The organism is Rhodococcus sp. ARP2 (assembly GCF_001029585.1).
Lineage (GTDB): Bacteria > Actinomycetota > Actinomycetes > Mycobacteriales > Mycobacteriaceae > Rhodococcus_F > Rhodococcus_F erythropolis.
The window spans coordinates 45454-64562 of record NZ_LEKE01000053.1 but is presented as its reverse complement, the minus strand read 5'-3'; the positions used below and the strand labels follow the sequence as shown (position 1 = coordinate 64562).

17 protein-coding genes are annotated in these 19109 nt (G+C 61.7%); 11 read left to right on the top strand and 6 right to left on the bottom strand.

Annotated features, from left to right (window positions below; translation table 11 throughout):
- Nucleotides 1-345: 345 nt before the first annotated feature.
- A complete protein-coding gene (locus ABX74_RS13410) occupies nt 346-615 on the bottom strand; it encodes a putative quinol monooxygenase (RefSeq protein WP_223257903.1) in 270 nt (89 codons plus the stop codon).
- Nucleotides 616-840: 225 nt separating this feature from the next.
- Between ABX74_RS13410 and ABX74_RS13405 the strand changes: the two genes are divergently transcribed.
- On the top strand, nt 841-3018 hold the full coding sequence (locus tag ABX74_RS13405; protein WP_047888989.1) for a glutamine synthetase III: 2178 nt from the start codon (nt 841-843) through the stop codon (nt 3016-3018).
- A gap of 82 nt (nt 3019-3100) precedes the next feature.
- On the opposite strand, the gene ABX74_RS13400 is transcribed toward ABX74_RS13405, so the two are convergent.
- On the bottom strand, nt 3101-4435 hold the full coding sequence (locus tag ABX74_RS13400) for a DUF4185 domain-containing protein (protein WP_021344745.1): 1335 nt from the start codon (nt 4433-4435) through the stop codon (nt 3101-3103).
- A gap of 270 nt (nt 4436-4705) precedes the next feature.
- Between ABX74_RS13400 and gdhA the strand changes: the two genes are divergently transcribed.
- From gdhA to ABX74_RS30385, 4 genes are all read left to right on the top strand, one after another.
- Nucleotides 4706-6049, top strand: a complete 1344-nt coding sequence (gene gdhA, locus ABX74_RS13395; protein WP_047888988.1) for an NADP-specific glutamate dehydrogenase — start codon at nt 4706-4708, stop codon at nt 6047-6049.
- A 486-nt stretch (nt 6050-6535) separates the two neighbouring features.
- The gene (locus tag ABX74_RS13390; protein ID WP_047888987.1) at nt 6536-7795 is read left to right on the top strand and encodes a PucR family transcriptional regulator; all 1260 of its coding nucleotides are present in this window, start codon (nt 6536-6538) and stop codon (nt 7793-7795) included.
- A gap of 363 nt (nt 7796-8158) precedes the next feature.
- Nucleotides 8159-8305, top strand: a complete 147-nt coding sequence (locus tag ABX74_RS30390) for a hypothetical protein (RefSeq protein ID WP_167333749.1) — start codon at nt 8159-8161, stop codon at nt 8303-8305.
- A gap of 244 nt (nt 8306-8549) precedes the next feature.
- The gene (locus ABX74_RS30385) at nt 8550-8717 is read left to right on the top strand and encodes a hypothetical protein (protein ID WP_003945367.1); all 168 of its coding nucleotides are present in this window, start codon (nt 8550-8552) and stop codon (nt 8715-8717) included.
- Between the two features lie 175 nt (nt 8718-8892).
- Here the strand turns inward: ABX74_RS30385 and ABX74_RS13385 are convergent, their stop codons facing one another.
- The 3 genes from ABX74_RS13385 to ABX74_RS13375 are packed head-to-tail and all read right to left on the bottom strand — an operon-like array spanning nt 8893 to nt 11493.
- Complete coding sequence (locus tag ABX74_RS13385; protein WP_019749125.1) at nt 8893-9138, bottom strand: hypothetical protein; 246 nt, start codon at nt 9136-9138, stop codon at nt 8893-8895.
- A gap of 13 nt (nt 9139-9151) precedes the next feature.
- Nucleotides 9152-10324, bottom strand: a complete 1173-nt coding sequence (locus ABX74_RS13380; protein ID WP_020908255.1) for a fatty acid desaturase family protein — start codon at nt 10322-10324, stop codon at nt 9152-9154.
- Nucleotides 10325-10359: 35 nt separating this feature from the next.
- The gene (locus ABX74_RS13375; protein WP_047888986.1) at nt 10360-11493 is read right to left on the bottom strand and encodes a ferredoxin reductase; all 1134 of its coding nucleotides are present in this window, start codon (nt 11491-11493) and stop codon (nt 10360-10362) included.
- A gap of 168 nt (nt 11494-11661) precedes the next feature.
- On the opposite strand from ABX74_RS13375, the gene ABX74_RS13370 reads away from it, so the two are divergent.
- The 3 genes from ABX74_RS13370 (at nt 11662) to ABX74_RS13360 (ending at nt 14129) form a co-directional block, all read left to right on the top strand.
- Nucleotides 11662-12357, top strand: coding sequence for a TetR family transcriptional regulator (locus ABX74_RS13370; RefSeq protein ID WP_082148500.1), 696 nt, complete (start codon nt 11662-11664; stop codon nt 12355-12357).
- 35 nt (nt 12358-12392) lie between these two features.
- The gene (locus tag ABX74_RS13365; RefSeq protein WP_047888985.1) at nt 12393-13232 is read left to right on the top strand and encodes an alpha/beta fold hydrolase; all 840 of its coding nucleotides are present in this window, start codon (nt 12393-12395) and stop codon (nt 13230-13232) included.
- Nucleotides 13233-13307: 75 nt separating this feature from the next.
- A complete protein-coding gene (locus ABX74_RS13360) occupies nt 13308-14129 on the top strand; it encodes an acyl-CoA thioesterase (protein WP_047888984.1) in 822 nt (273 codons plus the stop codon).
- On the opposite strand, the gene ABX74_RS13355 is transcribed toward ABX74_RS13360, so the two are convergent.
- Complete coding sequence (locus ABX74_RS13355; protein WP_046378786.1) at nt 14119-15480, bottom strand: MFS transporter; 1362 nt, start codon at nt 15478-15480, stop codon at nt 14119-14121. The genes ABX74_RS13360 and ABX74_RS13355 overlap by 11 nt on opposite strands.
- Before the next feature lie 128 nt (nt 15481-15608).
- On the opposite strand from ABX74_RS13355, the gene ABX74_RS13350 reads away from it, so the two are divergent.
- The 3 genes from ABX74_RS13350 to cmrA are packed head-to-tail and all read left to right on the top strand — an operon-like array spanning nt 15609 to nt 19073.
- A complete protein-coding gene (locus ABX74_RS13350; protein ID WP_047888983.1) occupies nt 15609-16223 on the top strand; it encodes a PadR family transcriptional regulator in 615 nt (204 codons plus the stop codon).
- Complete coding sequence (locus tag ABX74_RS13345) at nt 16220-18250, top strand: NADPH-dependent 2,4-dienoyl-CoA reductase (protein WP_021333446.1); 2031 nt, start codon at nt 16220-16222, stop codon at nt 18248-18250. Before ABX74_RS13350 ends, ABX74_RS13345 begins: the two co-directional genes overlap by 4 nt.
- A 19-nt stretch (nt 18251-18269) precedes the next feature.
- Entirely contained in the window at nt 18270-19073 is an 804-nt protein-coding gene (gene cmrA, locus ABX74_RS13340; protein ID WP_019749133.1) for a mycolate reductase, read from the top strand.
- Nucleotides 19074-19109: the final 36 nt, after the last annotated feature.

Here is a 19109-nt window from a genome sequence, read left to right as displayed (position 1 = left end):
GCGCGCTCCCCGGCCCCCGACCAGTGAAGGCCCTGCTGGCGATCGTTCTCTTGGTCGCGGTGGTGCTGCTACTCATGGAATTCGTATTTCCTTGGGTGTCAGAGCATATGCCCTACTCCGACGTGACTGTATAGAGCGCCCGTGCAGGTCGGCCGACACCGGCACAAGGCCCGGCTGGAGCCCGAAGGCGCTGTCCTACATCGGACTCGACGGACCTACGATGATTCTGGCGTGTCGACGCAAACCAGTTTCCGCGTGTGTCGGAACGGCTCGCCTAGTTGACGCTCGAGGCTCTCCGGAATGTTCGTTCGACGCCTGAGCGAGCACTGAGACCGGACTCCGCCGCTACAGAACCTTCGTGAAGATCTGCGCCGGCGCTGCCGTCTCGAGCTTGTCCAGCGCCTCAACCAACCTGACGAAGTGCTCGGTATGAGTGTGGGCGTCGAGGTGCTCCTGCGATTCCCATTCCTCCGCCAACACGAGCTCGCAGGGATTGTCGGTGCGCTGCAGTAACTCGTAATTGATGCAGCCGACCTCTTTTCGGGTCTCGGTGACAAGTTCGTCATACAACCGAAGCACTTCCGCGAGATCGCCCTGCTCCACCGTTGTTGGCACCAACACCCTGATCACAAAGACTCTCCGATTCGACTGTCCTGCAATAGCCCGTCGGCTCGAAGTCTGCCGTAGACCTCCGACAGATCGACATTTCCGTTGTGACTCGAAGTTTGCGGACAGGCGCAATATCTACGAAACACCCCCGATACCGGAGGTTCGTAGGGTTTGCCGAAGTCGGGCTCGCAATCAGCAGCGCAGCCCTGGGCCCGGGCGAGGGGTAAGCACATGAGTGGAAATGCAGTTCGCTTGCAAGCGATCAAGGACGTCGAGGCCTACACACCTCCGGTGGTCAGTTTCACCACCGACGAGACACCCGGCGAGGTGTTCGGTGCCAACGTCTTCAACAAGGTGGTCATGCAGAAGCGACTGCCCAAGCTCGTCTACAAGTCGGTGATGGCGACGATCGAGCAAGGCAAACCGCTTGATCCCATGGTCGCCGATGCGGTCGCGTCGGCGATGAAGGACTGGGCGTTGGAGAAAGGCGCAACCCACTACGCCCACGTCTTCTATCCACTGACCGGGTTGACGGCCGAGAAGCACGACAGCTTCCTCGAGCCGGTCGGCGACGGCAGTGCATTGGCGGAGTTCGCCGGCAAGACCTTGATCCAAGGTGAACCCGACGCCTCGAGTTTCCCGAACGGCGGGCTGCGCAACACATTCGAGGCTCGCGGATACACCGGCTGGGATGTCACGAGCCCGGCCTACGTTCTCGAAAACCCCAACGGCAACACACTGTGTATCCCGACCGTGTTCGTTTCGATGACCGGCGAAGCGCTCGACCACAAGACTCCCCTGCTGCGTTCACAACAGGCAATGGGTTTCCACGCCGAACGAATCCTGAAGTTGTTCGGCCACGACGACCCCGAGCACATCGTGTCGTTCTGCGGTCCCGAGCAGGAGTACTTCCTGATCGATCGACACTTCTTCCTCGCACGCCCCGACCTCCTCAACGCCGGCCGAACACTCTTCGGCGCAAAGCCGCCCAAGGGCCAGGAGTTCGACGACCACTACTTCGGGGCGATCCCGGAACGTGTGCTCGGATTCATGATGGACACCGAGCGGGAACTGTTCAAACTCGGCATCCCCGCCAAGACACGGCACAACGAGGTTGCCCCCGGCCAGTTCGAAATCGCCCCGATGTTCGAGCGAGGCAACATCGCCGCCGACCACCAGCAGTTGCTGATGACCACCTTCAAAACCATCGCCAAGAAGCACGGCATGGAATGTCTGTTCCACGAGAAGCCGTTCGACGGTGTCAACGGCTCCGGCAAGCACGTCAACTTCTCGCTGGGCAACTCCGAACTCGGCAGTTTGCTTGTCCCCGGCGACAATCCGCATGACAACGCCCAGTTCCTCGTATTCTGCGCCGCAGTCATCCGGGCCGTCCACAAATACGCCGGCCTCCTGAGCGCGTCGGTCGCATCGGCAACCAACGATCACCGTCTCGGTGCCAACGAGGCTCCCCCGGCAATCATCTCGATCTTCCTCGGCGATCAACTGGCCGACGTCTTCGAGCAGATCGCCAAGGGCGCGGCAACATCGTCGAAGGACAAGGGCACCATGATGATCGGAGCCGACACCCTTCCCGTCCTGCCGACCGATCCGGGCGACCGCAACCGCACGAGCCCATTTGCCTTCACCGGCAACCGTTTCGAGTTCCGCGCGCCAGGATCGCTGCAAACAGTCAACGGCCCGATGGTCACCATCAACACGATCATGGCCGAGGCCTTGGACTACATGGCCACCGAACTGGAGGCCGCGGTCGCCGACGGCGCGGATTTCGACACCGCCGTCCAGAATCTGCTCACCGAGATCATCACCAACCACGGTGCGGTTGTCTTCAACGGCGACGGTTACTCGGAGAACTGGCAGATCGAGGCCGAGTCTCGCGGTCTGCCGAACCTTCGCACGACGCTGGACGCCCTTCCTGAACTGATCACCGAGTCCTCGATGGAACTCTTCGAGAAGTACAAGGTCTTCAACCACCGAGAGATGCACAGTCGCTACGAGGTCGGACTCGAACAGTACGCACTGAGCATCGGCGTCGAGGCACGCCTGGCCGCCGAAATCGGTACGACGCTGATCCTTCCGGCTGCAGTGCGCCACCAGACGGAAGTTGCGCAGAACTTCGTCGCACTGAAGTCCGCCGGCCTCGAACCGGATTCAGCTCCGCTCGAAGAAGTGTCGGCGCCCGTTGCGGCTCTGCGCACAGCGCTCGCGGCCCTGCGCGCAGCAATCGACACCGACGCCGGCGAGTCGCCATTCGATCAGGCCAAGCACGCACAGGACGCACTCCTGCCCGCCATGGCAGAGGTACGTGCAGCGGCCGACTTCCTCGAAACCATCGTCGCCGACGATCACTGGCCACTCCCGACGTATCAGGAAATGCTCTTCATTCTCTGAGCATCACCGAAATCAACGCTCACAAAACTGTGGCCTGCAACTCGATCGAGTTGCAGGCCACAGTTGTCGAATCTTGCTCGGGCTAGCGGTCTTCCGGCATCGTGACTTCGAGGACGCGAGCCTCACCGGTGGTCGCGGGGTCAGGACGATCGCGCGAATCCGATGACGCCATCTGGAGTCCGTTCAAATCGGTCCGCATGTAGATGACGTTGTAACGGTCCCACGTGGTGGCGACGAATTCGAGGAACTGTCCGCTCGCCCACGGGTGCATGAATCCGCCGTACAACGCGGGCAACGTGATTCCACTCAACAGGGTCTGCGTACCACTCCACGGGCCTTGCGGTTGGTCGGCCTGACGGATCACCAGGTTGCCCTCGGCACTGGTGTACATGGCAACGTACTTGTTCAGGTAGTCGTTCCACTGCACGGCAAGTTCACTGACCGGTGCCTTGATGACCTGAACGGCATCGGTATCTCGCGGACTCCAACCGGAGCCGTCCCAGTATTCGTAGGCGCCGAGGTTTCTGATGTCGGCGCCGGCCACTCGCGCCAGGACCGCCTTACCGAAACGACCTGAGGGAGTTCCGTATTCGTAAATGTAGCCGTCCCGACCGTCGAGGAAGGCGCTCTGCTGGAAGTTGGAATTGATCGGCGATACTGCCGGAATCCCCGGAATGCCAAGTCCTTCGGTATTGGCGCGAACTGTCGCCGGATCGAGTTCCCAGTTCTCACCGTTGTCCGTGGAGAAAGCCAGAGCCGAGTAGTTGGTGGTCCAGGCTCCGGGTTCGTCCCACGACCGAACGGACATGAATCTGATGTACTGCACACCACCGTAAGAGATTCCAGCGGTCGGGATGGTGGTGAACTCACCCGGAATGCCGAATCCCGGAATGATCTCCTTGGAATGATTGGGGCCGTCCAAAGGAGAACTGTCGATCTTCATCCCGTCGGCGATGGCGGTGTCGTTGCTGCGGAACAACACGTTGCTGCGCCAGTCGTCACCCGGGGTGTCGCAGTCGCCAACCGTATCGCCGAATGCCATCAGAACGTCGTGATCCGGCCCCGAAAGACCGTTGTCCCACATGATTCCGAGGTCGGTTCCCGACACGTTGAACCGCTCGATCGTGTTGTTGGGACTGCCTGGGCCAGTGACCATTTCGATCGCTTTGGTGCGGCCGGTCAGCACCGGCAGAGCACCGTTGGGCGCGCCGGTGATCCACGGCAACGCGTTGGCGAGGGAGCCGGTACCGGCGGAACCACTGCCAAGTGATCCGGTCAGCGAACCGAGCGAACCCGTCATCGATCCGGCGGAACCACTTCCTCCCGACCCACACGGTCCACCGATCGCCGACGCAGACGGTGCTGCGGCAATCGTCGCGGCAATCGTGACGACGCCTATCGACAACATCGCCGACATGGAGTGTTTTTTACGCACGTGCAGCCCCTCTGATCATTTCGACTCCCGTTCGGACCACAGGCACAGTGATCCCCGACCGCAGAAGCAAACCATTTGGACTGTGTTAAGAGAGTGAAAGCTGAGCAAATTGTTATAAATCGCCCGTTCAACTGACACAAGTGACAGCTGTGTCCGATTTCACCTTCACAGGACAGTTGTCCGATACAGCAATAAAGGCGCCTAGTATGTAACGGAAATGTAAAAGAGTTCTCACAACGAGGTAGGTGAGCGGTGTCCGTACGTGACCGCGTAGCGCAGATTTACGATCAGGTTTTGGTTCGCAATGCAGGAGAGCCCGAGTTCCATCAGGCCGCCGCAGAGGTCTTCGAGTCTCTTCACGTAGTGCTCGAACGCCACCCCCGCTACGCCGACGCCGGACTCATCGAGCGGCTTTGCGAGCCGGAACGCCAGATCATCTTCCGCGTGCCGTGGACCGACGACCAGGGCAACGTTCACGTCAACCGTGGCTTCCGCGTGCAGTACAACAGTGCACTCGGCCCCTACAAGGGCGGCCTGCGCTTCCACCCCAGCGTCAACCTGGGCATCGTGAAGTTCCTCGGCTTCGAGCAGATCTTCAAGAACTCACTCACCGGCCTGCCCATCGGCGGCGGCAAGGGTGGCTCGGACTTCGATCCCAAGGGCCGCTCCGACGCAGAGGTCATGCGCTTCTGTCAGTCCTTCATGACCGAACTGCAGCGTCACATCGGTGAATACACCGACGTTCCGGCCGGCGACATCGGCGTCGGCGGTCGCGAGATCGGCTACCTGTTCGGTCAGTACAAGCGGCTGACCAACACGTACGAGTCGGGCGTCCTCACCGGCAAGGGCATCACCTGGGGCGGATCGCAGGTTCGCACCGAGGCCACCGGCTACGGCGTCGCGTACTTCGTCGCCGAAATGCTCAAGGCAAAGGGTGAAGGCCTCGAAGGCAAGAACGTCGTGATCTCCGGATCCGGCAATGTCGCCATCTACGCAATCCAGAAGATCCACCAGCTCGGCGGCGTCGCGATCGCCTGCTCGGATTCCTCGGGATACATCGTGGACAAGAAGGGCATCGATCTCGACCTCCTCAAGGAGATCAAGGAAGTTCGCCGCGGCCGCATCAGCGAGTACGCCGACGCAGTTCCGCATGCCGAGTTCATCGCCGATGGTTCCATCTGGGACGTGCCGTGCGACGTCGCACTCCCCTGCGCGACTCAGAACGAGCTCGACGACGATGCCGCAAAGACCTTGATCGCCAACGGCGTTCAGGCCGTTGCCGAAGGCGCGAACATGCCCACCACCCCCGGCGGCATCCAGCTCTTCCGTGACGCGAACGTAGCCTTCGCGCCCGGCAAGGCGGCCAACGCCGGTGGCGTCGCAACCTCCGCCCTCGAAATGCAGCAGAATGCTTCGCGTGATTCCTGGAGCTTCGAGTACACCGACGAGCGTCTCGCCGGAATCATGCGCGGCATTCACAAGCGCACCATCAACACCGCTGCCGAGTACGGAAAGCCGGGCGACTACGTGCACGGCGCGAACATTGCCGGCTTCGTGAAGGTGGCCGACGCCATGATTTCGCTGGGCGTCATCTAGAGATTTCCGCAATACAGACAGCAGTACAAAAAGGGGTGATTTCACCCTGAACCGGTTCCCGTACATCGGACTGGTCGAATCAATACCTAGGCCTCGAGGGCCCTGGGTCCGCGAGGACCCAGGGCCCTCGAGCTTGATCTGAGCAAATCGCCCGCGACGAGCACCGTAGGCGCCGGCAATGATCCCAGACGGAACTCGTGGTGTCCTCCGAATCCGTTTTCCGCTCTGACGTCGAAAAATACCGTAAGTGGACGATTGTTTAGGTCCGCAGCGCGTGGGGCATATGGACTTATCTTCACATTTGTCCATTTCACAGTTGGACGATCGTTCATGTGGTAGAAATCACAACGCCTGGCGCAATTCGATCCGCAAATTTCAGCGGCGAGTATGCCCCCGAACAAGGCCTCAGCGTGTACCCCGCTTCGTAACGCGCCGAGCCTCCGGGTGCCTGTGCCAGGCGACGCACCTGTCTAGAGGAGGCCACCCATGTCCCCAGCGCTGCTGAACAACCCGGGACCGCTCATGTTGGGAGGCAAGCCCGCCTCCACAGCGGTCAACGACGTCATCCCACTGGCAAGCGATCTCGTAGATCACCTGTCCCGTGCCAACCCGACGTTGACTTCCCTCCAAACGGAGGCAGTTCGTCGGGAACTGATTGCGGTGATCGTGCAGGGGCTCCAAGTGGGGATCCAGCTACTGGATCACCGCAAACTTCCCACCGACCAAGAGTTGGACGGCATTCACACGATGACCGTCCAACAAGCATTGAAAGGCGTGCCACTCAGCGCGATCCTCAACTTGACCAACGAGGGCATCAGCACTTTCCGCACCCTCATCCTCAGCCGGGCCGACGCCGAGGACTCCGCCAATCTCGGGGATCTCAACGAGTTCTTGTTCGCACTCGCGCAGCGGCTTCACTCGTTCATCTCGATCAGCTATCTCTCGGCGCTTCCAGCTGGCTCCCAACTCGGGGAATACTCCGCCGGCGCTCTCGTGAAAGCCATGCTGGACGGCGACGATCCCACCCACCTTGCGTTGCAGATGGGCGTTGAACTCGCACCCCGCTATCTCGTCCTGCGGCTCCTGGTGAACCTGCCGCCCATCCGCCCGGGAGCACGCAACGGCAACCACCAGCGCATACAGGCCTACCGTGACCTCTCCGTCGCTCAATCGAAAATCGCGGCCCACTTCGGGTCGGCGCTGCTCGAAGCTCCTGCACCGCAACGTGGTCTGGTCCTGATCGAGGGCACACCCGACTGGGGAACAGTGTGCGAGGTCATCCAACGTGCACGCGCAACGGTCGGGGTGGAGATCACAGCAATCGCCGAGAACGCCGCGGTACGAGATATCGCCGCCGCCCAAGCAACCACTCACGAATTGGCGCAACTCGTGCGGCGCCTGAGACTGCCGGCGCGGTCGTACCGAATGGAAGACCTCGCGCTCGAGTATCAACTCACTCGGGGTGGCGCAGGCCGCGACAGCTTGATCAATCTTCTAAGGCCACTCGACGGCAATCCGGAACTGCTGCAGACATTGTCCATACATCTCGCCAACGGCCAGCATCGTCAGCGCACCGCGTCGGCGCTCGGCCTGCACACCAACACCGTCGACAATCGAATCAAGCGCATCGCAACCCTGACCGGATTGGATCCGGCCCTGCCCTCTGAACTGCTCAAACTGCGCGCTGCCATGATCTCTCTGACTTTCGCAAGCACTGATGTGGACAATCGTCCAGCGAAAATGTGAACACTCACATCCTCGCTATTAGCTGTCCACGTGTGGCGCCTGGACCCCACTTTTCCGCTCCGAACCGGGCTATAAAAGTGTGGTGCGAATCACCGCGCAAACCAGTAACAATTAAGGGGAAACACATGATCAACGGCCAGGATAACGCTCTCCTCGGTGCCTTCTTCGACACCATCCTGCAGCTCTTCAACGCGGGCAGCACCGGCACGGGCTCGACGGATGGCGGCGGCGTCTCCTAGGACGAATCTCGGGCCCTGTGCGAGAGAATCTCTCGCGCAGGGCCCGCTCCAAGCCGCCTGACACTGTGATGGCGGTGACCACGGTGACCACCACGTCGCCACCGCTGAAACCAGGAGCAAGCACATGATCGCCGCACCAACCACAGGCGCTTTGGCCGTCGTCATGAACACCGTCCTACAGATGTTCAACGCCGGCAGCAGTTTCCTCTACACCAACAACTCTCCGATTGGCGGCGGCGGCGGCGAAACTCCCACGACGCCTGCTCCCTGATCGACTTACCCGCTCGCATCACAAAGTCGCGGCACAGACAGGAACCACTGTGATAAACCAGCACACCCTGGGCAGCCTGGTCATCGACTTCGGCTCACTCTCCCGAGCACTCGGCTTCGGCAACGGCTCTATCGTGTCGCTCGGCAGCACCGGAAGTGGCTGAAACAGCCCGCCTGACCACGTCGACGATCCCGTCGCCGCTCACCTTGCTCACCACATCTCGAAACAGAAAGCAGGTCCCCCTGTGCCTACAATTCCGCTCACCGGCGACCCCATCGTCATCAACATCATCGTCCAGCTACTGAGCGCGGGTAGCAGCAATGCGCTCGCATTGGGCGGGGTCGGTAGCAGCGGTCTCGGTAGCACCGGGCTCGGCAGCTTCGACTCGGCGAGCCTCGGAAGCGCTGCTTAGGACCTCACTCGTGATCGGTGTTCGATCCGCGTCTTCGGCCGCCGAAACAGTCCACGAAACCCACGTTGCCCTCCGTCATCTGTGACGGAGGGCAACGTGGTCGTTCAGGCGAAACGGCTCGCGGTTGGGCGATCCGGCCGTCGGCCTTACTGTCTCGGCGATCGAAGAGTTGGAATCAACGCCAATCTTCCGGTGGATCGGTCTCGTCGTGCTCGATGGTCACGGACTCCGAACGATCGTCAGCCGCAGCCTTTTTCGCTGCTTCACGCATCTCGATTCCGTCGGACACCCAGTCACCGATCTCGCGCGTCACGTCTCGAACAGCCCCGGCGATGATCATCGCGATGGAGCCCACGTGGTTGGCTGCACTTTCGGTCAGTTCCTGGACCGTGTCCTTGCGGCGTTCGAATTTCCCGACCATCAGTGTGTGCCTCTCAGGCTGCAGTTCGCTGGCGCTCGACGATAACACCGGGAGGGGTCTTCGACTTGACCAAACCGGGCGGAAGAGCGAGCTTGAAGATCTTGCCCCATACCGAACCGATCTGCTTGAAGAACCCACCGGTGTTGTACGGCAAACCGTACTTCCCACACAATTCTTTCACCTGGGGAGCGAGTTCCGGATAACGATGCGCAGGCAGGTCCGGGAACAGGTGGTGCTCGATCTGGTGCGAGAGGTTGCCGGACATGATGTGGAAGAGCGGGCTTCCCTCGATGTTGGCGCTGCCGAGCATCTGACGCACGTACCACTGACCACGAGTCTCGTCGGCCGTCTCGTCCTCGGTGAAGCTCTGTACGCCGGTGGGGAAATGGCCACAGAAGATGATCGAGTACGTCCACACGTTTCGGACCAGGTTGGCGGTGACGTTCCCCGCGAGAGTGGTCACGAACAGCGGCCCCGTGAGAACCGGGAAGATGACGTAGTCCTTGAGGACCTGCTTGCCCGCCTTGTTCCACCAGCCCTTCAGAAGCGGCTTGACGTCGTGCCACTTGCGTTTGCCCTGGATGACGTTCTCGATCTCGAGATCGTGCATCATCACACCCCACTCGAAGAGCATCATCAAGGCAAAGGCCCAGACCGGATTACCGAGGTAATAGGGGTTCCACTTCTGCGCGTCGTCGATACGCAGGATGCCGTATCCGATGTCACGGTCTTTGCCGAGAATATTGGTGTACGTGTGATGCATGTAGTTGTGCGAGTGTCGCCACTGGTCGGCCGGGCACACCGTATCCCATTCGAAGACTTCGGAATTGAGCCCGGGTTCCCGCATCCAGTCATATTGACCGTGCATGACGTTGTGGCCGATCTCCATGTTGTCGAGAATCTTCGACACACTCAGCGCACCGACTGCCGCGAGCCACACCGGCGGTAGGAATCCGAGGTACATCAAGCCGCGACCTGCGACCTCGAACCCGCGCTGAGCCTTGATGATCTTGTAGATGTACTCCCGGTCTTCGGCCCCAAGCGAAGCGACGGTGCGATCACGCAATGCGTCCAACTCGCGGCCGATCTCCTCGACCTGCTCGTACGTCAGGACGACGGGAGCGTCGTCCTTCGCATCGGAACCGTTGCCGAGGAACGGGAGGGTGGGAAGTGAAAGTCCAAACATGTCGGTCTCCAGACAGTCGTGTGGAAAATGGGACTTCAGATGTCGACGGTGACGTCGCCGACGGGAGCGCTGACGCACAGCTGGATCTTCTTGTCCGGCTCGTCATCTGTCTCACCGGTGCGCACGTTTCGGGTACGACCCGCCTTCTTGACGGAGGTGCAGGAGAAGCAGATTCCCATCCGGCATCCGTATTCGGGATTGAGGCCCGCAGCTTCTGCTTGTTCGAGAAGTGTTTCGCCGGAGTTCTCGGCCGCCACCCCACTTTTGGTGAATGACACCTCGCCGCCGGCCTCACCCGGCTCGGCCACCGCCGGCGCGAACTCCTCGGTATTGAGCAAGTGCTCGACGTCGACCTCACGGAACACCTCACGCACTCCCCGCATCAGACCGGGAGGCCCGCAGAGATAAGCCTGGGCGTCGATCGTGTCCGGATCGGCGATCCACGGAGCCACGGCGTCGAGGTGCCCGCGATCGAAGAAACCTTCGAGGTCACCTCCACCGCTTTCGGTGTACACGAGTACCAGTTTCACGTTCAGGTTCCGCTCGGCGATGGTCTTCAGCGCGCGCGTGTATGCCACGTCGGCATCGGTGTTCGCGTAGTGCACGAACACGATCTCGCCCGAGTGCTCCTCCTCCACCAGCGTCCGAAGCATCGACATGACCGGGGTGATTCCACTGCCGCCACTGATCAACAACACCCGACGCGGGCGGTCGACGGGAAGGGAGAACACACCGTCTGCCTGCGAGAGGCTGACAACGAGTCCGGGCGCCGCGTTGGCGTACAGATACTGCGACACCAGGCCACCGGGATGCGCTTTCACGGTGAGCTCGATCAGCCCGTTGCGCGTAGACGCGCCGCCGGCCGGCGAGTAGCAGCGAGTGTGACGAACACCGTCGATCACCACGCCCAACTGCACGAACTGGCCCGCCTGAAAACCGCGCCACTGGCGAGTCGGGCGCAGCGTCAGAGTGACGGAGTCAGCGGTCGGATGGTCGACGGCGACAACCTGCGCGCGGATGTCACGAACGGTCGCCATCGGGTTGACCAACTCGAGGTACCGATCGATCTGATGTGGAGCAGCCATGGCTTCGATCAGTCCCACCAAGGACAGTCCGCGCCGAGGTGTGGACTTCGGTGTCGTGTTCTCAGGAGCAGATGCGATTGTCATGACCCTCCTCGTACTTCGATTGCCGGGTGTACCGATTGCTGGGCTAGCTTCCCCCGACTGCGTGAATTCAGTGTACAAATGTTCACCGAAGATAGTGTGACAGGTGCACACAAGTACATGTCAACAAGAATGTGATCCGAGTTACACGAGTTGCCGAAAGGAGCCGGAATGCCTGTACCTACACTCGACGTCGTGACGAAGGCCGGACCGGTGAACCCAGAGCGCAGGGAACCCGACAACAGGGAGCCGGAAAGTCGTGCCGCAAAGAAGGAACGCACACGCCAAGCGCTCCTGGACACTGCCATGGACCTCTCGGCCGATCGCGGCTTCGCCGGAATCAGCTTGCGAGAGGTAGCCAGGGAAGCCGGGATCGTTCCGACGGCGTTCTACCGCCACTTCGCTTCACTGGAGGACGTCGGTGTCGTCCTCGTCGAAGAGAGCATGCGCATGTTGCGCCAGATGCTGCGCGACGCAAGGCGTAATCCCAGCACCAAGGACGCCGCTACGTCACTGGGCATCCTTGTGCGACAAGTGCATACACACGAGCGACAGTTTCGGTTCCTCTGCCGCGAACGCTACAGCGGCGTCAGTGAGGTACGACGTGCGATAGCCACTGAAATGCGGTTGTTCGTCAGCGAACTGACCATCGACCTCTCCAGAATTTCCGGACTGGAAAGCTGGTCGTCGGACGATCTGGAAATGGCTGCCGACCTGATCGTCTCGACGATGTTCAGCGCTGTCGTCGAACTGCTGGACGCCGGGACTGCCGGGTATCGCGACGAAGCCGCCGTCACCACACGAGCCGAGAAGCAACTGCGAGTCATCATGCTCGGAATGTCCACCTGGAATCCACCTCGAAACTGACCTCGGGTTCACCTTTTCGACGTACGGTGAGAGTCATGTCTTCCACGAGTACATACGAAATCCCCGTTGGCGACCTCACCTTCGACGTACTGATCTCGGGCCCGGACGACGGCATTCCGCTGGTAGCGCTGCACGGCTTCCCGGAGAGCGCCGCATCCTGGGGCAAGGTCACACCACTGCTCACCGCGGCGGGATACCGTGTGATCGCACCGAATCAGCGCGGATACTCCGCCGGCGCGCGCCCCGAAGGGGCGGATGCCTACAAGATCGAGCATCTGGTAGCCGACGTCGTCGGATTGCTCGACGCACTCGGCCTGTCCGACGCGCATCTGGTCGGCCACGACTGGGGTTCGGCGGTCGCCTGGCAGGTCGCCGGTCGCCATCCGAACCGGATCCGCAGCCTGACGGCGATCTCGGTCCCCCACCCCACCGCCTTCGGTTGGGCACTCCGCGAGGACGAGGACCAGAAGCAACGCTCGTCGTACATCGGACTTCTCCGACAGGAAGGTAAGGCCGAGGAAGTCTTGTCGGAGGACAACTTCCGCCGGTTGCGCGCCATGTTCGACGGCCAGATCGATCCTGAATTCGCCGACGAGCACATTCGTGTCCTGAGCGGGGAGGGCGCGCTCACCGGCGCCTTGAACTGGTACCGCGCGATGACTCGCGACTTCGGCGACATCGATCGCACCACCGTGCCGACCACGTATGTCTGGAGCACCGGCGACACAGCGCTCGGCCGCGCAGGCGCAGAACGCTGTGGTGAATTCGTGGACGCTCCCTACGAGTTCGTCGTGCTCGACGGCGGAAGTCACTGGATTCCGGAAGAGCGAGCCGAAGAGTTGGCCGAGGCAATCCTCGCACGTGCAGGATCCTGATCGTCGCGACGAATTCGGCTCTATGTATGTTGTCATACATAGAGCCGAATAGATTCCACCACCAGGAGTTCTGCGATGACCGAGACCGTTGCACCACCCCATCCGTTCGACACCGCTGTCGGATTGACGCCACTCACGGCCGGCTTGTCGACCGGCGAAACCAATCCGGCGTACAACAACATGGTCGGGCCGTTCGGCGGCGTCACCGCTGCCACGTTGCTCGAATCTGTACTGAAGCACCCCGAACGCCTCGGCGTTCCGCTGTCGTTGACCGTCAACTTTGCCGGTCCGATCACCGAGGGCGCCTTCGAGATCTCCGCCCGGCCGGTGCGTACCAACCGCTCGACGCAGCACTGGTCCATCGAACTGTCTCAGGACGGGACCGTCGCCACTACCGCGACGGCTGTGTTCGGTACCAGGCGTGAAACCTGGTCGTCGACCGAGATCACGATGCCGAAGGTTTCGTCGGCCGAAGACGTTGCGCTGCTGCCGTTCCCCGAGTTCATCGCCTGGGCACAGAACTACGAGATGCGCTTTGTCGAAGGTGCAATCCCCGATCTGGAGTCGGGCGAGCATCCCGACTCGACCACGACGCTCTGGGTGCGAGATCAGCCGGCACGCGCTCTCGACTTCACGTCGCTGACCGCACTGTGTGATGTCTTCTTCCCACGAGTCTTCTTGCGCCGAGGCAAGATGGCTCCGGCCGGAACGGTCTCGATGACCATCTACTTCCACGCCGACGCTCAGACGCTGACCGAACAGGCAGACAATTCCGTGCTGGGAACCGCACGGACCCAACGGTTCGGAAACGGATACTTCGATCAGTCGGCCGAAATTTGGGGCAGTGACGGCGCATTGCTCGCTACGACACACCAGTTGGTCTACTTCAAGGATTGACGGGGATCGCACTGTCCCCTTCCGGCGCCTTCACCATCGACAATGCGGCAAGGCCGACGCCGAGAACCACCAGCAGTCCGATGATGCCGGCACGGTCTGCACCGAAGAGCCAGGCGAACAGGCCGAACAGTGTCGGCGCCAAGAACGATACTGCTCGGCCTGTGGTCGCATACAGGCCGAACATCTGACCTTCACGCCCAGGCGGGGTGATGCGTGCCAAGAAGGTTCGTGCCGAAGACTGAGCGGGCCCGACGAACAGGCAGAGCGCGAGACCGAAGATCCAGAACATCACCGGCCCGGACACCGCGATCAATATCGCGCCGACCACGATCATCGACGCCAGCGAGACGGTGATGACCTGTTTGGGTCCGATCCGATCGTCGAACCGTCCGGCCACCAATGCACCGATTGCGGAAATCACGTTGGCGGCAACACCGAACAGCAGGACGTCGGCCGCACTGATTCCGTAGACGTTGACAGCCAACACGGCTCCGAAGGTGAACACACCCGCCAGACCGTCACGAAAGAGTGCGCTCGCGATCAGGTACCAGATCGTGCGCCTGTCGACGTTCCAGAGTTCGCGCAGATCGCGCCACAACACCCGATAGGAGTCGAGGAACCCGGCCTTGGACGCTCCCGGATCGACCGCGGGGCTGGGCAACTCGGGAACCTTGAAGAACACCGGAATCGCGAAGACCGCGAACCACACTGCAGCCAGCAGTGCCACCATCCGGATGTTCATGCCGCCGTCGGTGGTCAATCCCAGGAATCCCCGAGTGTCGCCGTCGCCGACGATGAACCCGAAGTAACACAGCAACAGCAGCACGATTCCGCCGAAATATCCCATGGCCCAGCCGAAGCCGGAGACTCGTCCCAGATTCTCCGGTGTCGACACCTGCCGCATCATGGCGTTGTACGGCACGCCGGCCAGTTCGAAAATCACCGAACCGATTGCGAGCAGAACCAATCCGAGCCACAGGTAGCGGTAGTTGTCTTCGACGAAATAGAGACCCGCCATCGAGAGCACGGTGATGCCGGTGAGTATCGCGAGCGAGAGTTTGCGTTTACCCGACGCATCGAAACGCTGTCCGGTGATCGGGGCGAGTATCGCGATGAAGAAGCCGGCGATTCCGAGAGCCCAACTGAGCCACGTAGTTGCCGAAATCGTGCCGGGCAGGTCGTCGCCGACCGCGTCGGTGAGATAGACCGAGAAGACGAACGTGAGGATCACGGCGTTGAATGCTGCCGATCCCCAATCCCACAGCCCCCACGCGAACACTTGACTCTTCGTGGCCGCACCACCGATGCCTGCGGGTGGCTCGGCCTGCATGCTCGTGGACTCGGCGCTCATACGGCGAAGCCTAACTGCGCGCGGGCGACTCGGCGCCTCTCTCCGAAGTCGACATACAAGACGTTCTATGCAACCAAGTTAGTACGCACTTAGTTGCATAGGCACCTGAGTGCATAGATACTTTTTCCATGGCACTCGAACATGCGTTGCTCGTCTCCCTGTCCGAACAGGATGCGTCGGGATACGACCTCACACGCCGGTTCGACAAGTCGATCGGCTTCTTCCACAGCGCGACGCACCAGCAGATCTACCGAGTCCTCAAGCGAATGGACGAGGCAGGCTGGGTGGAGGTGGAGGCCATCGCGCAGGACGGCCGACCGGACAAGAAGATGTACCGCGTCAGCGATGCCGGCCGCGCCGAACTGACCCGATGGATCGCCGAGCCGTCCGAACCGAACCACCTGCGCAACGAGTTGGCCATCAAGATCAGGGCCGCAGCGCACGCCGATCTCCCCGCTCTACGACGCGAAGTCGCTCGCCACCGCGACGGCCACGCCGCCCGCCTCGACGTCTACCGACTCATCGAAAAGCGTGACTTCCCCAATCCAGCAGCACTTTCCGGCTCTTCACTGCACCAGTACCTGGTACTTCGCGGCGGTATCCGCGTCGAGGAAGGATTCACCGACTGGTGCCAGGAAGTTCTGGACGCATTGCCCACTGGCGAGTACGCCATCGAAGACACTGGCGAGTACGCCACCGAAGACACTGGCGAGTACGCCACGGAAGGACATCTTCAGTCATGACGGATACACAGTTCCCCCGCCTGCTCGAACCGCTCGACCTCGGATTCACGACGCTGAAGAACCGCGTCGTCATGGGATCGATCCACACCGGCCTCGAAGATCGCGCGAAGGACACCGACCGCTTGGCCGAGTACTTCGCCGAACGTGCTCGTGGCGGTGTCGGCTTGATCATCACCGGCGGCTACGCGCCCAACCGCACCGGTTGGCTCTTGCCCTTCGGTGCCAAGCTGACCAACCGCATCGAAGCGCGCCGTCACCGCCGGATCACCAAGGCGGTTCACGACGCGGGCGGAAAGATCGCCATGCAGATCCTGCACGCCGGCCGCTACAGCTACCAGCCTTTCAGTGTCTCCGCGTCGTCGATCAAGGCGCCCATCAACCCGTTCCGTCCGCGCAAGCTGACCGGCCGTGGGGTGCGTTGGCAGATCCGCAACTACGTTCGCTGCGCGCGCCTGGCCAAGTCCGCGGGTTACGACGGCGTCGAAATCATGGGCGGTGAGGGCTACTTCATCAACCAGTTCCTCTGCGAGCGCACGAACAAGCGCACCGACCAGTGGGGCGGCAGTTCCGAGAACCGTCGACGCATGGCAGTCGAAATCGTGCGACGCACACGCAAGGCTGTCGGCCCGAACTTCATCATCGTGTTCCGGCTGTCGATGGCAGACCTGGTCGAGGGCGGTCAGACCTGGGATGAAATCGTCTCACTGGCAAAGGAAGTCGAAGCCGCCGGCGCCACGATCATCAACACCGACATCGGGTGGCACGAGTCACGGGTGCCCACCATCGTCACCTCGGTTCCCCGAGCAGCCTTTGTCGACATAACAGGCAAGCTCGAGAAGCACGTCGACATTCCGGTAGCCGCCTCGAATCGGATCAACATGCCCGAGACTGCCGAAGAGATCCTCAACCGCGGTGACGCACAATTGATTTCGATGGCCAGGCCGATGCTCGCCGATCCCGACTGGGTGAACAAAGCAGAACGTGGAGCGTCCGACGAGATCAACACGTGCATTGCCTGCAACCAGGCCTGCCTCGACCACGCCTTCGTTCACAAGCAGGTCTCCTGCCTGCTCAACCCGCGCGCGGGCCGCGAAACCACACTGATCCTCTCCCCCACTCGGCGGACCAAGAACCTCGCCGTCGTCGGTGCCGGTCCTGCCGGACTTTCCGCAGCACTCAATCTTGCTCAGCGTGGTCATTCGGTCACGTTGTTCGAGGCTTCGGACAAGATCGGCGGACAGTTCGGGATCGCACAGCTCATTCCGGGTAAGGAAGAGTTCGCCGAAACCATTCGCTACTACACCCGCATGCTGGACGTGGCCGGAGTGACGGTCAAGCTCGAAACCCGCGTCGCACCGGCAGATCTCATCGGATCCTTCGACGAAGTGGTGGTTGCCACCGGCGTGACACCGCGCGTTCCCAAGATCCCCGGCATCGAGAACTCGAAGGTGCTGACCTACGCCGAGGTCGTCCGAGAGGGCAAGCCCGTCGGCAAGTCCGTCGCCGTCATCGGCGCCGGCGGCATCGGCGTCGACGTGAGCGAATTCCTCACGCACCCCACTTCCCCCACTCTTCATCTCAAGGAGTGGAAGCAGGAATGGGGCGTCACCGAACCCGAAATGGCCCCGGGCGCTCTAACCACTCCGGTACCGGAGCTCTCCGAGCGGGAGGTCTACCTCCTCCAACGCAAGCCAGGACGCATCGGCGCCGGCCTCGCGAAGACCACCGGCTGGGTCCATCGGGCGGCCCTCAAGAACAAGGGCGTCCACGAGCTCTCGGGCGTCAACTACGAGCGCATCGACGACGCCGGCCTGCACATCACCTTCGGTGAGAAGCACGAGAAGCCCCGACTTCTCGAGGTCGACACCATCGTCATCTGCGCCGGGCAGGAGTCGGTTCGCGATCTCGTGGACGAACTGACCGTCGCGGGCGTGGTGACCCACATCATCGGCGGCGCCGACGTGGCAGGAGAACTCGACGCCAAGCGTGCCATCGAACAGGGCACACGACTGGCCGCGAAGATCTGACCGGCTACGCTGACTGATCGTGAGCCTGCCGACACCCACAACCACAGCCCGCGCCGTAGTGACCGGCGCCTCCTCCGGCATCGGAGAGGCACTGGCCGCTGATCTGGCATCACGCGGACATTCCCTGATCCTCGTTGCCCGTCGTGGCGAGGTCATGGAGGTCCTCGCCGAGAAGCTTCGCGCCGCGCACGGCGTCGAGGTGGAGGTCCGTGCATCGGACCTCTCCGACAGCGCGGCGCGTGCCGTTCTGGTCGAGGAACTCGGTGGCCGCGACATCAGCATCCTGTGCAACAACGCCGGTATCGCCACCTTCGGGCCGATCGCCGAGCTGGACCCGGCATACGAGCGCGACCAGGTCGAGCTCAACGCCGTTGCAGTGCACGATCTCACGCTGGCCGTGCTGCCCGGCATGCTCGCACGCAAGTCCGGAGCCATCCTGATGGTCGGGTCCGCGGCCGGAAACATGCCGATCCCCAACAACGCGACGTACGCCGCCACGAAGGCGTTCGTGAACACCTTCGCGGAATCGTTGCGAGGTGAACTCAAGGGCACCGGAGTGAACGTCACCCTGCTCGCCCCAGGCCCAGTACGCACCGAAACCCCGGACCCGGCCGAAGCGTCGATCGTCGACAAGCTCGTCCCGGACTTCTTCTGGATCTCGAGCGAGTACACCGCCAAGGTCTCGCTCGACGGCCTAGCCGAGAACAAGATGCGCGTCGTACCGGGCATCTTGAGCAAGGCGATGTCCGTCGCGGGCGGCTACAGCCCGCGTGCCGTCGTTGCGCCCATCGTGGGCACGTTCTACAAGAAGCTCGGCGGCTGATTCACGCAAACTTCTCAGAGCAGGCCATAGCAGACC

What these genes read in the sequence shown, in the direction of transcription:
- ABX74_RS13405 (WP_047888989.1), top strand. Translation starts at nt 841, where the DNA reads ATGAGTGGAAATGCAGTTCGCTTGCAAGCGATCAAGGACGTCGAGGCC.
- ABX74_RS13400 (WP_021344745.1), bottom strand. Translation starts at nt 4,435, where the DNA reads ATGTCGGCGATGTTGTCGATAGGCGTCGTCACGATTGCCGCGACGATT.
- ABX74_RS13390 (WP_047888987.1), top strand. Translation starts at nt 6,536, where the DNA reads ATGTCCCCAGCGCTGCTGAACAACCCGGGACCGCTCATGTTGGGAGGC.
- ABX74_RS30390 (WP_167333749.1), top strand. Translation starts at nt 8,159, where the DNA reads ATGATCGCCGCACCAACCACAGGCGCTTTGGCCGTCGTCATGAACACC.
- ABX74_RS13385 (WP_019749125.1), bottom strand. Translation starts at nt 9,138, where the DNA reads ATGGTCGGGAAATTCGAACGCCGCAAGGACACGGTCCAGGAACTGACC.
- ABX74_RS13380 (WP_020908255.1), bottom strand. Translation starts at nt 10,324, where the DNA reads ATGTTTGGACTTTCACTTCCCACCCTCCCGTTCCTCGGCAACGGTTCC.
- ABX74_RS13375 (WP_047888986.1), bottom strand. Translation starts at nt 11,493, where the DNA reads ATGACAATCGCATCTGCTCCTGAGAACACGACACCGAAGTCCACACCT.
- ABX74_RS13370 (WP_082148500.1), top strand. Translation starts at nt 11,662, where the DNA reads ATGCCTGTACCTACACTCGACGTCGTGACGAAGGCCGGACCGGTGAAC.
- ABX74_RS13365 (WP_047888985.1), top strand. Translation starts at nt 12,393, where the DNA reads ATGTCTTCCACGAGTACATACGAAATCCCCGTTGGCGACCTCACCTTC.
- ABX74_RS13360 (WP_047888984.1), top strand. Translation starts at nt 13,308, where the DNA reads ATGACCGAGACCGTTGCACCACCCCATCCGTTCGACACCGCTGTCGGA.
- ABX74_RS13355 (WP_046378786.1), bottom strand. Translation starts at nt 15,480, where the DNA reads ATGAGCGCCGAGTCCACGAGCATGCAGGCCGAGCCACCCGCAGGCATC.
- ABX74_RS13350 (WP_047888983.1), top strand. Translation starts at nt 15,609, where the DNA reads ATGGCACTCGAACATGCGTTGCTCGTCTCCCTGTCCGAACAGGATGCG.
- ABX74_RS13345 (WP_021333446.1), top strand. Translation starts at nt 16,220, where the DNA reads ATGACGGATACACAGTTCCCCCGCCTGCTCGAACCGCTCGACCTCGGA.